Source organism: Pseudomonas sp. USTB-Z, from assembly GCF_019691255.1.
GTDB lineage: Bacteria > Pseudomonadota > Gammaproteobacteria > Pseudomonadales > Pseudomonadaceae > Aquipseudomonas > Aquipseudomonas alloputida.
Map to the genome: position 1 here is coordinate 1 of NZ_JAECZP010000026.1, position 15,551 is coordinate 15,551.

The 15,551-nt window shown below is 62.7% G+C and carries 11 protein-coding genes; 6 read left to right on the forward strand and 5 right to left on the reverse strand.

Features of this window, described 5'->3' with window-relative positions; all coding sequences use genetic code 11:
- Positions 1-184 precede the first annotated feature (184 nt).
- Together I8746_RS23220 and I8746_RS23225 are read right to left on the reverse strand one after the other, a co-directional pair.
- Positions 185-784, reverse strand: a complete 600-nt coding sequence (locus tag I8746_RS23220) for an FMN-dependent NADH-azoreductase (protein WP_003254608.1) — start codon at positions 782-784, stop codon at positions 185-187.
- Between the two features lie 109 nt (positions 785-893).
- Entirely contained in the window at positions 894-1,208 is a 315-nt protein-coding gene (locus tag I8746_RS23225) for a hypothetical protein (RefSeq protein WP_029380540.1), read from the reverse strand.
- Between the two features lie 48 nt (positions 1,209-1,256).
- Here I8746_RS23225 and I8746_RS23230 point away from each other — a divergent pair, with 48 nt between their 5' ends.
- From I8746_RS23230 to I8746_RS23245, 4 genes are all read left to right on the forward strand, one after another.
- Entirely contained in the window at positions 1,257-2,180 is a 924-nt protein-coding gene (locus tag I8746_RS23230; protein ID WP_003254610.1) for a LysR family transcriptional regulator, read from the forward strand.
- Between the two features lie 13 nt (positions 2,181-2,193).
- On the forward strand, positions 2,194-3,006 hold the full coding sequence (locus I8746_RS23235; RefSeq protein ID WP_221101097.1) for an alpha/beta fold hydrolase: 813 nt from the start codon (positions 2,194-2,196) through the stop codon (positions 3,004-3,006).
- Positions 3,000-3,557 carry a peptidylprolyl isomerase gene (locus I8746_RS23240; RefSeq protein ID WP_012051528.1) on the forward strand — a complete coding sequence of 186 codons (558 nt, stop codon included), beginning with the start codon at positions 3,000-3,002 and terminating at the stop codon, positions 3,555-3,557. The genes I8746_RS23235 and I8746_RS23240 overlap by 7 nt, the downstream gene beginning before the upstream one ends.
- A 62-nt stretch (positions 3,558-3,619) precedes the next feature.
- Positions 3,620-5,452, forward strand: a complete 1,833-nt coding sequence (locus tag I8746_RS23245) for an ABC transporter ATP-binding protein (protein ID WP_221101098.1) — start codon at positions 3,620-3,622, stop codon at positions 5,450-5,452.
- Between the two features lie 104 nt (positions 5,453-5,556).
- Here I8746_RS23245 and I8746_RS23250 read toward each other — a convergent pair whose 3' ends face one another.
- On the reverse strand, positions 5,557-6,684 hold the full coding sequence (locus I8746_RS23250) for a GNAT family N-acetyltransferase (protein ID WP_041168339.1): 1,128 nt from the start codon (positions 6,682-6,684) through the stop codon (positions 5,557-5,559).
- A gap of 262 nt (positions 6,685-6,946) precedes the next feature.
- On the opposite strand from I8746_RS23250, the gene I8746_RS23255 reads away from it, so the two are divergent.
- On the forward strand, positions 6,947-8,191 hold the full coding sequence (locus I8746_RS23255; RefSeq protein ID WP_003254615.1) for a putative porin: 1,245 nt from the start codon (positions 6,947-6,949) through the stop codon (positions 8,189-8,191).
- Between the two features lie 201 nt (positions 8,192-8,392).
- Here I8746_RS23255 and I8746_RS23260 read toward each other — a convergent pair whose 3' ends face one another.
- The gene (locus I8746_RS23260; RefSeq protein ID WP_014590060.1) at positions 8,393-9,514 is read right to left on the reverse strand and encodes a beta-ketoacyl-ACP synthase III; all 1,122 of its coding nucleotides are present in this window, start codon (positions 9,512-9,514) and stop codon (positions 8,393-8,395) included.
- Positions 9,515-9,688: 174 nt separating this feature from the next.
- The gene (gene hrpA / locus I8746_RS23265; protein WP_012051524.1) at positions 9,689-13,594 is read right to left on the reverse strand and encodes an ATP-dependent RNA helicase HrpA; all 3,906 of its coding nucleotides are present in this window, start codon (positions 13,592-13,594) and stop codon (positions 9,689-9,691) included.
- A 570-nt stretch (positions 13,595-14,164) separates the two neighbouring features.
- Here hrpA and I8746_RS23270 point away from each other — a divergent pair.
- The gene (locus tag I8746_RS23270; protein WP_029611821.1) at positions 14,165-15,529 is read left to right on the forward strand and encodes a glutamine synthetase family protein; all 1,365 of its coding nucleotides are present in this window, start codon (positions 14,165-14,167) and stop codon (positions 15,527-15,529) included.
- Positions 15,530-15,551: the final 22 nt, after the last annotated feature.

The window sequence follows — 15,551 nt, forward strand, 5'->3', positions numbered from 1 at the left end:
CCCTTGCCGGGTGTGTAGAGGACTTTCACCCCCAAGTCACCAGCGAGGCCACCACAGCCAAGCTGGTTGCGCTATCGCGCAACGCGCCATGCCTGGCGCACCATAAAAAAGCCCGGCCATACAAGCCGGGCAGGTACACCCAAAGGAGCAAAAACAGGTGTCAGGTTTGGGAATTCGTGAAGCTTCAGGCCACCGCTGCCAGCTTGGCCTTGGCCTGGTTGACGCCCTTCTCGTGGAACTCGCCGCTCATGTTCAGGCCTTCGGCATGGATGAAGTCGACATCGTGGATGCCGATGAAAGCCATGACCTGGCGCAGGTACGGTTCCTGATGGTCACTGCTGGCACCCGCATGGATGCCGCCGCGGGCAGTCAGGACGATGGCGCGCTTGCCGGTCAGCAGCCCTTGCGGGCCGGTCGGGGTGTATTTGAAGGTGATGCCGGCACGCAGCACATGGTCCAGCCAGGCTTTCAGGGTGCTGGGGATGGTGAAGTTGTACATGGGCGCAGCCATCACCAGCACGTCGGCAGCCAGCAATTCATCCGTCAGCTCGTTGGAACGGGCCAGGGCCTCCAGTTCGGCGGCGCTGCGCTGTTCTTCGGGTTTCATCCAGCCGCCCAGCAGGTTCGCGTCCAGGTGGGGTACCGGGCTTACTGCCAGGTCGCGCACAGTGATCTGATCGGCCGGGTGGGCAGCCTGCCATTGCTGGATGAAATCTTTGGTCAGCTGACGGGAAACGGAATCCTGCTGGCGGGCGCTGCTTTCAATGATCAGTACACGGGACATGGGATGCCTCCATCGGCAAAAAAGGGTGCGATTCGATGGAGGTGAGATTAAGGCTTGACCTATCGATAAAAAAGCGTAAAAAGTGGGTCCAATCTATCGATTAATCCGTTTATTCCGAACTGCAGTTCAAGGCGATCCGCAGTTTGATGATTTGCCGATTGAATTTGGCAGTGACATCGACGCTTTTACCTGCCGGTACGTTCACACGGCGTACCCGCGGTGCCTCCGGGCCATTGCGGAAGGTCACCTTGCATGCAGCCGGGACCTGCCCATAGTTGTTGAGGGTGATGGCGCCAATGTCATAGGCCGTGTCATAGGCGGTGTAGTCGAGCTTGACCCCGGTCAGCTCCTTCTCCACATCGATGGGATAAGCCATGGCCCCGAGGGGCAGGCACATCAGTATTGCCGCACAACATTTCTTCATGGGCCGCTCTCCTTGAAAGAGCGCAGCTTAGGACAACAGGAGCGAAAGATGAAAGCGCCGCGCGTAACCCTTGACCAGTGGCGAACCCTGCAAGCAGTGGTCGATCACGGCGGGTTTGCCCAGGCCGCCGAGGCCTTGCACCGCTCGCAGTCATCGGTCAGCTACACCGTGGCCCGCATGCAGGAGCAACTGGGCGTCCCGCTGTTGCGCATCGATGGCCGCAAGGCGGTGCTGACCGAGGCCGGCAATGTGCTGCTGCGCCGCTCGCGCCACCTGGTCAAGCAGGCCAGCCAGCTCGAAGACCTGGCCCACCACATGGAACAGGGCTGGGAAGCCGAGGTGCGCCTGGTGGTCGATGCCGCCTACCCCAGCGCCCGTCTGGTACGCGCGCTGGCTGCATTCATGCCACAAAGCCGCGGCTGCCGGGTACGCCTGCGTGAAGAAGTGCTGTCTGGCGTGGAGGAAGTGATGCACGAAGGCATCGCCGACCTGGCCATCAGCAGCTACAGCATCGGCGGCTACCTGGGCGCCGAATTAAGCGCAGTGGAATTCATCGCCGTCGCCCACCCCGAGCACAGCCTGCACCGCCTGGGACGCGAACTGACCTTCCAGGACCTGGAAAGCCAGCTGCAGGTGGTGATCCGCGACTCTGGCCGCGCCCAACCGCGCGACGTCGGCTGGCTGGGCGCCGAGCAGCGCTGGACCGTCGGCAGCCTGGGCACCGCCGCCACATTCGTCAGCAGCGGCCTGGGTTTTGCCTGGCTGCCCCGTCACATGATCGAGCGCGAACTGCGCGAAGGCGTGCTCAAGCCATTGCCGCTGGATCAGGGTGGCAGCCGCCACCCACTGTTCTACCTTTACTCGAGCAAAGAGAAGACCCTGGGCCCGGCCACGCAGATTCTCATCGACCTGCTGCGCAATTTCGACACCGCGCCACTGGACGTGCCCTTCGCAGCCCCCCCACAAGCCTGAGAGGACCGCGCCCATGGCCTATTTCGAACACGAAGGATGCACGCTGCATTACGAGGAATATGGCCAGGGCGAACCCCTGGTGTTGCTGCACGGCCTGGGCTCCAGCTGCCAGGATTGGGAGTTGCAGGTGCCGCTGTTCAGCCGCCACTACCGGGTGATACTCATGGACATCCGCGGCCACGGTCGCTCCGACAAACCCGCTGACGGTTACCAGATCGCCACCTTCAGTGCCGACCTGCTGGCCCTGCTCGAACACTTGCACACAGGCCCGGTGCACTTCGTCGGCTTGTCCATGGGCGGCATGGTCGGCTTCCAGTTTGCCGTCGACCACCCTCAATGGTTGCGCAGCCTGTGCATCGTCAACAGCGCCCCTGAGGTCAAGCGCCGCACCCGCAGTGACTGGGCGTGGTGGCTCAAGCGCTGGAGCCTGGCGCGTGTCCTCAGTGTCGAAACCGTCGGCAAGGGTCTGGCCGAGCGGCTGTTCCCCAAACCACAACAAGCAGACCTGCGGCAGAAGATGGCTCAGCGCTGGGCGCGCAACGACAAACGCGCCTACCTGAAGAGCTTCGACGCCATCGTCGACTGGGGCGTGCAGGAACGCATCGGGCAGATTCACTGTCCTACCCTGGTGATCGCCGCCGACCACGATTACACGCCGATACAACTGAAACAGCGCTATGTCGCCCTCATACCCAACGCCAGGCTGGTCGTCGTCGACGATTCCCGGCACGCTACACCCCTCGATCAACCCGAGGTCTTCAACCAGACCCTGCTGCAGTTCCTCGCAGCCGCTTCCACCTCTCAAGGATCTTTGAGCCCATGCTGAAAAAACTCCTGCTCACCGCCTGCTCGGTCGCCTTTGCCACCAGTGTCATGGCGTCCGACAAGACCCCGCACGTCCTGCTGGACACCAGCTTCGGCCAGGTCGAAATCGAGCTGAACGCCGAGAAGGCACCGCTCAGTACCAAGAACTTCCTGCAGTACGTGGACAGCGGCTTCTACAACAACACCATCTTCCACCGCGTGATCCCGGGGTTCATGGTCCAGGGCGGCGGTTTCACTGACCAGATGGTGCAGAAGAACACCAACGACCCGATCAAGAACGAGGCCAGCAACGGCCTGCAGAACACCCGCGGCACCCTGTCGATGGCACGCACGTCCAACCCGAACTCGGCCACCAGCCAGTTCTTCATCAACGTCGCCGACAACGACTTCCTCAACCCAGGTCGCGACGCCGGTTATGCCGTGTTCGGCAAGGTGACAAAAGGCATGGACGTGGTCGATCAGATCGTCAACTCGCCGACCACCATCAAAAAAGGCATGCGGGACGTACCGGCCGATCCGGTCTATATCAAGTCCGCCAAACGTATCGACTGACCGCAGGCTTCACAAGGATGTGAAACCGCCTGAAGGTCGGACGAACAGGAGTGTTGTCGCCCATGCTGTACCGCCGTTTCGAAAGACTGATCGATATTTTCCGCGAGGCACCGAGCGAAGCCCCCCCGAGCACGGTGTGGCCGTTCTACCTGTATTACCTGCGCCAGGTGTGGCCCAGCTTCGTGGCCCTGCTGGTGGTCGGCCTGGTCGCCTCGCTGATCGAGGTGGCGATGTTCAGCTACCTCAGCCGGATCATCGACCTGGCCCAGGGTACGCCCAATGCCAACTTCTTCAGCGAGCACAGCGGCGAGCTGATCTGGATGCTGGTGGTGATTCTGCTGCTGCAGCCATTGTTCTTCGGCCTGCACGACCTGCTGGTGCACCAGACCATCAACCCCGGCATGACCAGCCTGATCCGCTGGCAAAACCATACCTATGTGCTCAAGCAGAGCCTGAACTTCTTTCAGAGCGACTTCGCCGGGCGTATTGCCCAGCGCATCATGCAGACCGGCAACTCGCTGCGCGATTCCGCCGTGCAGGCGGTGGACGCGCTATGGCATGTGCTGATCTACGCCATCACCTCGCTGGTGCTGTTCGCCGAGGCCGACTGGCGCCTGATGCTGCCGCTGCTGGCGTGGATCGTCAGCTACATTGCCGCGCTGTTCTACTTCGTGCCACGGGTCAAGGAGCGCTCGGTGGTGTCTTCGGACGCACGCTCCAAGCTGATGGGGCGTATCGTCGACGGCTACACCAACATCGCAACGCTGAAGCTGTTTGCCCATACCGACTACGAACAGCAGTATGCGCGTGAGGCAATCCGCGAGCAGACCGAGAAAACCCAGCTGGCCTCCCGGGTGATCACCAGCATGGACGTGGTCATCACCACCCTCAATGGCTTGCTGGTGGTCGCCACCACCGGCCTTGCCCTGTGGCTGTGGAGCCAATCGCTGATCACCGTGGGTGCCATCGCCCTGGCCACTGGCCTGGTGATCCGCATCGTCAACATGTCGGGCTGGATCATGTGGGTGGTCAACGGCATTTTCGAGAACATCGGCATGGTGCAGGACGGCCTGCAGACCATCGCCCAGCCAGTCACCGTCACCGACCTGCCCAATGCGCCGGCACTGAAGGTCAGCCGCGGCGCGGTGCGTTTCGATGACGTCGACTTCCATTACGGCAAGGCCACCAATGTCATAGAAGGGCTCAACCTGGACATCCGCCCGGGCGAGAAAATCGGTTTGATCGGCCCGTCCGGGGCAGGCAAGTCGACCCTGGTCAACCTGCTGTTGCGCCTGTACGACGTGCAGGGTGGGCGCATCCTCATCGACGGCCAGGACATTGCCAAGGTGAGCCAGGCCAGCCTGCGTGCACAGATCGGCATGATCACCCAGGACACCTCGCTGCTGCACCGTTCGATCCGCGAAAACCTGCTGTACGGCCGCCCCGGTGCCAGCGATGCAGAACTGCACGAAGCTGTGCGCCGCGCGCGGGCTGACGAGTTTATCCCACACCTTTCGGATGCCCAGGGCCGCACCGGTTTCGATGCCCATGTGGGCGAACGCGGGGTCAAGCTGTCGGGTGGCCAGCGTCAGCGTATCGCCATTGCACGGGTGCTGCTGAAGAACGCACCGATCCTGATCATGGACGAGGCCACCTCGGCGCTGGATTCGGAAGTGGAAGCGGCGATCCAGGAAAGCCTGGAGACGCTGATGCAGGGCAAGACGGTAATCGCCATTGCCCACCGGCTTTCCACCATTGCCCGTATGGACCGGCTGGTGGTGCTGGACAAGGGGCGAATTGTCGAGAGTGGCAGCCACAGTGAGTTGCTGGAGCAGCAAGGGCTGTATGCCCGGTTGTGGCATCACCAGACCGGAGGCTTTGTCGGGGTCGATTGACACCTGTGCGGCCTTTTCGCGGGTAAACCCGCTCCTCACAGGTTCGCTATCGTTGTAGGAGCGGGTTTACCCGCGAAAAGGCCGGCACAGGCAACACAGATCTCTCAGTCCCGGCGGTAGGGCAACATCCCCCGCGCCTCCTCGGCATACCCCTTGACCCCTTCCCGTTCCTGCAGCAGAAAATCCTCCACCGCCCGCCGCAACCCCGGGTGCAGCAGGTAATGCCACGACCGCGTCAACACCGGCTCGAACCCGCGTATCAACTTGTGCTCGCCCTGTGCCCCGGCATCGAAACGCTGGTAACCCTCGGCAATGGCAAAGTCCATGCCCTGGTAGAAACACGTCTCGAAATGCAGCCGGTCGAACTCATCCAGGCAGCCCCAGTAGCGGCCAAACAGGCTGTCGCCCCCCACCAGGCTCAAGGCCATGGCCACATCTCGACCACCCTGGCGGGCCATCACCACGCGCACCGCCTCGGGCATGCGCTCGGCCAGCAGGCTGAAAAAATCGCGAGTCAGGTAGGGGGCACGACGGCGCACCGCATAGGTGTTGGCATAGCACAGAAAGACGAAATCCCACTGTGCCTCGTCCAGTTCATCACCGCGGTACCAGCGGAAGTCGATACCCTGCCCCGCCACCTGCTCGCGCTCCTTGCGCATCTGCTTGCGCTTGCGCGAGCTGAGGCTGTCGAGAAAGTCCTGGAAGTCGCGATACCCCCGGTTTTGCCAGTGAAACTGGCAACCCAGGCGTTCCATCCACCCAGGCAGGCCCGCCAACTGCGCGTCCAGCGCCGGGTCGGTGAAGTTGATGTGCGCTCCGGAAAGCCCACCCTTGCCCAGATACTCCGGCAGGGCCTGCAGCATCAACAAACCGTCAGCCGGATCGGCCGCCAGCAGCCGTGGGCCGCTGACCGGACTGAACGGCACAGCGCCAAGCAGTTTTGGGTAGTAGGCGATACCGGCCCGCTCACACGCATCGGCCCAACCATGATCGAACACATACTCGCCAAACGAGTGCCACTTGCGGTACGCGGGCAACAGCGCCCGTACCTGTCCGTCACGCTCCAGCACCAGGTGCTCGGCGGCCCAGCCAGTGTTGCGCGCCACGCTGCCGCTGTCCTCCATTGCACTGAGAAAAGCATGGCGCAGGAAGGGTTGGCCGGCTGGCACAAGGGCATCCCAGGTGGCCGTCGGCAGATCACGCAAGTGGGCAAGGCTGTACAGGCTGGTCACGTTTTCGGCTCGCTGTCTGAAGACCGTCAGTATCCCCAAGGAAGGCCCGTCGCTCAAATGACGAACGCCGGGTGGGTCCTTTAATACTCAATTACTTAACAACAGTGCCACTAATCAGACATTAATCTGTCATTGGCCCCCGCAATACTTGCGCCTGTTTTCCGGAACCCTAGAACCTGTCTATTCAGGCCCTTTCCGAAGACATGCCAACGCAGGGGCAGGCGCTTGAGCCTCCCCCATTTTTTTCAGTAGGGAGAACCTTATGCGTCTTGTTTCCACACTTACCGGAGTAAGCCTCACCGGCATGATGCTGGCCCTGAGTGCCCCGGCCAGTGCTGCTGTCGACGCCAAGCTGCTCGAAATGCTCCGCGCCAATGGCTCGATCAACCAGGCGCAGTACAACGAACTGCAGGGCGACCTGGCAAAAGAAACCAAGGAAAAGGCCGACCAGAAAGCTCAGTCCGAACGTATGAGCTCCTTTGAACAAAAAGTGGCATGGGCCGCCAAGACCCAGATCAAGGGTGACGTGCGCCTGCGTTACGAAGACGTCAACGTCGACGATCCGAACAGCAGCAGCGGCAACCAGGACCGCCAGCGAGTACGTGCCCGTGTCGGCTTCTACAGCGAGATCAACCCGCAGGTTGACGCTGGGGTTCGCATCGCCACTGGCAGCAGCGCTGACCGACGTTCGACCAACCAGAGCTTCGACAACTACTTCGACAAGAAGTCGCTGTGGGTCGACCTGGCCTACCTCGACTGGCACCCGACTGCAGTCCCTAACCTGCACCTGATTGGCGGCAAGATGCAACAGCCTTGGGTGAGCATGGGCGACATCATCTGGGATAGCGACATCAACCCGGAAGGTGTGGCGGCCACCTACAAGGCTGATCTGGGCGGGGCCGAAGTGTTTGCCAGCGCCGGTCAGTACACCTTGAAGGACAACGTCGATGGTGACGGCGTCCAGTACAAGCACGACGCACAGGTCTACCACGGCCAGTTGGGCGCCAAGTTCGCGCCGGCCGACGTGCTCAAGCTCACCGTGGGTGCCAGCATCTATGGTTACGACAACGACAAGGAAGCAGCCATCCTGCAGTCGTTCGGCAACACCACCAACGAGTTCAATCTGGTGGAAGGCTTTGGCCAGATCGACTTCACTGGCTTGGCCATTCCGTTGTCGGCCTATGGCCAGTACGTGAAGAACACCGACAGCACCGACGGCGAAGATCAGGCCTGGCTGGCTGGCCTGAAAACCAAAATGGGTGCCTGGAGCCTGGACTACAACTACCGCGATGTGCAGCGTAACGCGGTGGTCAGCCTGTTCACCGATTCGGACTTCGGCAACGGCTACACCGGTTCGCGCGGTCATAAGTTCAAGGTCGGTTACGAAATCGACAAGAACTTCTCCCTGGGTGCTGCCTACCTGATGGCCAAGACCGACCTGTCGCAGCTGCCGAACAGCAATGCTGACGTCGACACCCTGCAGGTAGACCTGGAAGCCAAGTTCTAAGCGACACCCTGCTCTGCTTCACCTGACGCGGGAAACGCCGACCCCATCCGGCGTTTCCCGCTTCTTTTTGCCTGTGTGAAATGCGCCGGCCCCTTCGCGGGCTTGCCCGCTCCCACAGAATCACCACAGACCTTGAGAAACTGTGCTGTACCTGTGGGAGCGGGCAAGCCCGCGAAGAGGCCGTAACAGGCGCCTGATGAATCAGCGCTTGCGCAGAATCACGCTACCAATCGAATACCCCGCACCAAACGAGCTCAACACGCCCAACGAGCCTTTGGCCAGGTCATCCTGGTACAGGTGGAAGGCAATCACCGACCCCGCCGAGCTGGTATTGGCGTAACGGTCCAGAATCACCGGTGCCTCTTCCTCGGCCACTTCACGCCCCACCAGTTTCTTGACGATCAACTGGTTCATGCTGAGGTTGGCCTGGTGCAGCCAGAAGCGCTTCACGTCGCCCGGTTGCAGCCCATTCTCCTGCAGGTGTTCACCGATCAGCTCGGCCACCTTCGGGCACACCTCGCGGAACACCTTGCGGCCTTCCTGGATGAACAGCTTGTCCGCAGCGCCTTCACCCTCTTCCGCCGCACGGTTGAGGAAGCCGAAGTTGTTGCGGATGTTGTTGGAGAACTCAGTCCAGAGCTTGCTGCTGACGATGTCGAACTGGTGCGCCGAAGTGGCTTGGTCGGCACGCTCCAGCAACACGGCGGTGGCGGCATCGCCAAAAATGAAATGGCTGTCGCGGTCACGGAAGTTGAGGTGGCCGGTGCACACTTCGGGGTTGACCATCAGCACCGCCCGCGCCTGGCCCAGCGCTACGCTGTTGGCGGCGGTCTGGATACCGAAGGTGGCCGACGAGCAGGCCACGTTCATGTCGAAGGCAAAGCCCTGGACACCCAGTGCCTGTTGCACTTCGATGGCGATGGCCGGGTACGGGCGCTGCAAGTTGGAGCAGGCGACGATCACCCCGTCGACATCGGCCGCCGTTCGGCCTGCGCGCTCCAGGGCCTGGCGGGCAGCGGCCACGGCCATTTCACACAGCACCGATGGTTCATCGTTGCTGCGCTCAGGCAAGCGCGGCTTCATGCGTTGCGGGTCGAGGATACCGGCCTTGTCCATGACAAAGCGGCTCTTGATGCCCGAGGCCTTTTCGATAAACGCCGCGTCGGAGAGCGGCGCCGCCTCGACTTCACCGCGCTCGATGGCGGCAGCGTTGTCCTGGTTGAACTGCTGCGACCAGGCGTTGAAGGAAGCCACCAGCTCTTCGTTGGAAATGCTCTGGGCCGGGGTGTACAGGCCGGTGCCGCTGATCACGACGTTATGCACGGTCGTTCCTCTGGTCAAAGGCCACCGCCACAGGGCGCTGGCTGGAAACATGACAGGTTAATGGCACTTTAGTGCCAATTCAGGGGCCTACGTTTACCCCCGCAAGGCGGGCTCACCCGCCAAGGGCCGCAAAGCGGCCCCAAACGCCCCAAAGTTTGCCACAAATAATAGAGGTTAGCCTTCCACCTGACTCCATTGTTTGTTCAATCGCTTGTCAGAAATCGGCACTTTGGTCCCCAACTGCTGGGCAAACAGCGACACGCGATATTCTTCCAGCCACCAACGGTACACAGTCAGTTGCTCATCGCGCTTACCTTCCTGGGCATGCTTGTCGGCACGGGCCTTGTACTGCGCCCACAAATTGGCCAGCTCGCCGCTCCACACCCGGTCCTTCTGTACTTGCGAGCCGAGTTTCTCGAGGCGCAATTCAACCGCCTTGAGGTAACGCGGCAACTCCTTGAACCACACCCCAGGCGTTTCGCGCACGAAGCCCGGGTACACCAGGTTGCCTAGCTGCTGCTTGATGTCGTTCAGTGCCACCGCTTGGCTCAGGTCGATCTTGCCCTTGAAGCGTTTTTGCAGACCATGCCACAGCTTCAGCACTTCCAGGGTCTGCCTTGCCAGGCGCTCGGCATGCTCGGCCCAGCTGCCGCGCTTGCGTTCAGCCAGCGCGGCCAAGGCCGCGCCATCACGTGGCAACGGTTGTTCGCCTTCAAGGATGCAACTGTCCAGGCTGGCCAGCAGAATGTCTTCGACCAGCGCCTCGACCCGCCCCATTTCACGGTACAGCAGGCCCAGCTCGGTCAGCCCCGGCAGCTTGCCGCGCAGGAACTTGGCCGGCTCGGCCAGTTGCTGCAGCAACAGCCGTTGCAAGGCGCGGCGGTGCTGAAACTCGGCTTCGGCCTGGGTCGAGAAGCGCCCTTCACGCACAGTGCCGTTGTCTTCCACCAGCGCCGGGTACACGGTCATCGACAGGCCGGCGATCTTCTGCTGAGCGGTCTGCTTCACTTCGCTGAAGGCCTTGGCCTGCACCGGCTGCTCACCCTTGGCGTCACGCGGCACGGCCAGGGCAGCCTGGCTGGCGGCAGCAAAGCGCGCGGTCAGTTCCGCCAGGTCGCGGCCTTCGCCAAGGAACTTGCCCTGGCCATCGACCACTTCGATGTTCATGCGCAGGTGGCCTTCGACCTGGTTGACCGACTCGTCCCAGGCCTCATCCGACACACGCGCACCGGTCATGCGCAGCAGCTCCTGGCCCAGGGCCTGCGGGAGCGCCCCTTGGCCGAAGGTCATGCGCGCCAGCGAAGCCTTGACGAAGTCAGGCACCGGGACAAAGTTCTTGCGCAGGGCCTTGGGCAGGTTGCGCACCAGCGCCACGCACTTGGCCTCCAGCAGGCCCGGCACCAGCCACTCCAGGCGCTCGCCCGGCAGGCTCGGCAACAGCGGCGCCGGCACCCGCACCGTCACACCATCGCGGGGGTGGCCGGGCTCGAAGTGGTAGCTCAGCGGCAGGCGCAAATCGCCCACCTGCATACTGTCGGGGTACTGTGCGGCGGTCACTTCGCTGGCCTCGCGGGCCAGCACGTCCTCCTCGCGCATGATCAGCAGGTTGGCGTCCTTCTGGCTGCCCATGCGGTACCAACTGTCGAAGGTCGCCGTCTGGTGGATTTCCGCCGGCAGGCGTGCTTCGTAGAAAGCGTACAGCGTTTCTTCGTCAGCCAGAATGTCACGCCGGCGAGCCTTGGCTTCCAGCTCGTCCAGCGCTTCAAGCAGGCGTTTGTTGGCCGCCAGGCATTTGGCCCGCGACTGGATTTCGCCACCCACCAGGCCTTCACGGATGAACAGCTCGCGCGAGGTCGCCGGGTCGATCGGGCCGTAGTGCACCGGCCGACGGCCGACCAGGATCAGCCCGTAGAGCGTGATCTGCTCGTAGGCCACCACCTGCCCGCGCTTCTTCTCCCAGTGCGGCTCGAAATGGTTTTTCTTGATCAGGTGGCCGGCCAGCGGTTCGATCCAGTCCGGCTCGATCTTGGCCACCATGCGCGCATACAGCTTGGTGGTTTCGACCAGCTCGGCAGCCATGACCCACTGCGGGCGCTTGCGCCCCAGGCCCGACGATGGATGCACCCAGAAGCGCCGCTGGCGGGCGCCCTGGTAGTCGCCCTCTTCGGTCTTCTGGCCAATCTGGCTGAGCAGCCCGCTGAGGATTGCCTTGTGCATCTTCTGGTAATCGGTCGGTTCCTTGTTCACCGTCAGCTGCAGGTCACGGCAAATCAGCGCCAACTGACGATGAGCATCGCGCCACTCGCGCAGCCGCAAGTAGTTCAGGAACTGCTTGCGGCACCAGTTGCGCAGCGGGTTGGCAGTCAGCGCCTGGCGTTGTTCCTCGAAGCCGCGCCACAGGTTGACCAGCGCCGCGAAGTCCGAGTCCACGTCCTTCCACTGTGCGTGCGCCTGGTCGGCGGCCTGCTGGCGTTCTGGGGGGCGTTCACGCGGGTCCTGCACCGACAGCGCACTGGTGACGATCAGCACTTCCTGCAGGCTGCCCAGGCGCGCGCCTTCAAGCAGCATCCGGCCCAGCCTCGGGTCGATCGGCAAGCGCGCCAGCTGGCGGCCAATTGGCGTCAGCTGGTTCTCGCGGTTAACCGCCGAAAGCTCCTGCAACAGGTTGAAGCCATCGCTGATGGCTTTGCCATCCGGCGGCTCGATGAACGGGAAGGCATCGATTGCGCCCAGGCGCAGGTGCAACATCTGCAGGATCACCGCCGCCAGGTTGGTGCGCAGAATCTCCGGGTCGGTAAACGCTGGCCGGCTGTTGAAGTCCTCTTCGCTGTAGAGACGCACGCAAATGCCCGGCTCGACCCGGCCGCAACGGCCTTTACGCTGGTTGGCACTGGCCTGTGACACCGCCTCGATCGGCAGGCGCTGGACCTTGGCGCGGTAGCTGTAGCGGCTGATGCGCGCGGTCCCGGTGTCGATCACATAGCGGATGCCAGGCACGGTCAGCGAGGTTTCGGCGACGTTGGTGGCCAGCACCACGCGGCGTCCGGTGTGCGGTTGGAAGATCCGCTGCTGCTCGGCCGGCGACAGGCGCGCGTACAGCGGCAAAATCTCGGTATGGCGCAGTTGCGCCTTGCGCAGGATCTCGGCGGCATCACGGATTTCCCGCTCGCCCGGCAGGAAGATCAGCACATCGCCCGGCCCCTTGCCCTCGCTACGCTCGTGCTGCGCCAGCTCGTCGAGGGTGGCAAGGATGGCCTGATCGACGGTGAGGTCATCCTCGATCTGGTTGCCCTCTTCGTCCTGTTCGCTGGTCAGCGGGCGGTACCAGGTGTCCACCGGGAAGGTGCGCCCGGACACCTCGATGATCGGCGCACCGTCGAAGTGCCTGGAGAAGCGCTCCAGGTCGATGGTGGCCGAGGTGATGATCAGCTTCAGGTCCGGTCGACGATGCAGCAACGTTTTCAGGTAGCCGAGCAGGAAGTCGATGTTCAGGCTGCGCTCGTGCGCTTCGTCGACGATGATCGTGTCGTAGCGTTCAAGGAAGCGGTCGTGCTGGGTTTCGGCCAGCAGGATGCCGTCGGTCATCAGCTTGACCAAGGTATTGGAATCGCTCTGGTCTTCGAAACGCACCTGGTAGCCGACCAGCGCGCCCAAGGGCGTGCCCAGCTCTTCGGCGACTCGCGCGGCCACGCTACGCGCTGCGATCCTGCGTGGCTGGGTATGGGCGATCAACCCATGGCTGCCACGGCCAAGTTCCAGGCAGATTTTCGGCAACTGGGTCGTCTTGCCAGAGCCGGTCTCGCCGGCGATCACCAACACCTGGTTTTCGGCCAGGGCCTTCTTGATTTCGTCACGCTTGGCGGCGATGGGCAGGTTGTCGTCGTAGCGTACGGTCGGCACGCTCTGCTGACGCGCGGTGACCTGAGCGCAGGAGGCCTGGACCTTCTCCACCCATTGCGCCAGCTTCGCCTCATCGGGGCGCTTGCGCAGTTCGTGCAGTTGCCGGCGCAGGCGATGGCGGTCGGCAATCATGGCGTGGTCGAGGTTTTGCAGCAGTTTATCGATGGCGTGGTCAGTCATGGGGCTTTTTAGTGATGCAGGTGAGCCTGCTTTTTCATGATCGGCATTCGGAAAGTCGGGCGATTGTCGCAGATTTGCGGATTCTCTGCTGCCTGCACGCTCCCTGTGGGCGCGGCCTTGTGTCGCGATAGGGCCGCAAAGCGGCCCAGCAATTTCTGCGTGATCGCTGATGGCCGGGGCCCGCTACGCAGCCCTTTCGCGACGCAAGGCCACTCCACATTGACCGTGATGCTTTCAACACGAATGTTTAGCCAAGTGCGATGTAAAGGTTGCCATTCACTGCTTTAATCAACCTTACACCGCATGTGAGTATCAAAGGCATGACTCCCACCCAGCCCATCGCCCCACCGTCGTCCCGCCCTTCGCTACCGAAGGCCCGGAGCCGTGCCGGGGAAAATCCGCTGGTCCACATCATCCTCGCCTTCTGGGCCTTGTGGCACTGCCGTCACGCGCGCCCACCGGACACCTCGCTCACGCCATTGTGACCAAACCCGGCCAGCGTCTGGCCGTTTGACTCAACTGGGCCGCCTGCTTGCGCGGTGGCCCTGCGCGCCTATGAGCGAATTGATCATGCACTTTGCCCCTGTAGAGCAGGCTACCCGTTTTCTGGCCGACAACCCCGATATCGAGCTGTTCGAACTGTTCATCCTCGACGCCAACGGTGTGCCACGCGGCAAGCTGTTGCACCGCGAGGAACTGCTGGCCGTGTATCAGACAGGCCGGCCACTGCCCAGCACCATCCTTGGCCTGACCCTCAATGGCGACGACGTGGAAAACTCCGGCCTGGTGTGGGACGTAGGCGATATCGACTGCCGTGCCTACCCGCTGGACGGCAGCCTGGTGCGGCTGCCCTGGCGCCGGGTGCCAACCGCTGCAGTGCAGGTGAGCATGCACCCCAGCGAGGGGCTGCCGGCCAGCATCGCTGACCCACGCCATGTGCTGCTGCGCACCATCGAAGCGTTGAAGGCCGATGGTTACCACCCGGTGATGGCCTGCGAGCTGGAATTCTACCTGCTTGACCAGCAGCGTGATGCCCAGGGCCGCCCACAACCGGCACTGGACAACGATGGCGGTCGCCCACGCAGCACCCAGGTCTATGGCCTGCGCGAACTGGAGCAGATCGAACCGTTCCTCGCCGACCTGTACGCTGCCTGCAAGGCCCAAGGCATCCCGGCGCGCACGGCCATTTCCGAGTACGCCCCCGGCCAGGTGGAAATCACCCTGGAGCATGGCGATGCGCTGCAGGCGATGGACCAGGCGGTGCGCTACAAGCGCCTGGTAAAAGGTGTGGCCCATGCTCACGGCATGCAGGCCTGCTTCATGGCCAAGCCATTTGCCCAACTGGCCGGCACGGGCATGCACATGCACCTGAGCCTGGCCGACAGCGCCCGCAACAACCTGTTCGCCAGCGAAGACAAGGCCGGCACCCCGCTGCTGCGCCAGGCCGTGGCCGGCATGCTGCGCCACCTGCGCGACTCGCTGCTGCTGTTCTGCCCCAACGCCAACTCGTACCGACGTTTCCAGGCCAACAGCTATGCGCCCCTGGCGCCAACCTGGGGCGTGGACAACCGCACCGTGAGCCTGCGTGTGCCAGGAGGCCCTGCCAACAGTCGCCATGTGGAGCACCGCATCTGTGGCGCGGATGCCAACCCTTACCTGGCTGCAGCGGCGATCCTCGCTGCCAGCCACCGCGGCATCCGCGAACAGCTTGACCCAGGTGCCCCCGTTGAAGGCAACGGTTACGCTCAGGCCACCGAACACCTGCCCACCGACTGGCTGACCACCCTCGACGCCCTGCAACATTCCGAATGGGCCCGTGAAGCACTGGGCGAAGACTTCCTTGGCGTGTACCTGAAGGTCAAGCGCGCCGAGTACCGCCAGTTCATGGCTGAAGTCAGCGAACAGGACTGGCGCTGGTACCTGCACCAGGCCTGAGCCCCTACAAAACAAGGAACAC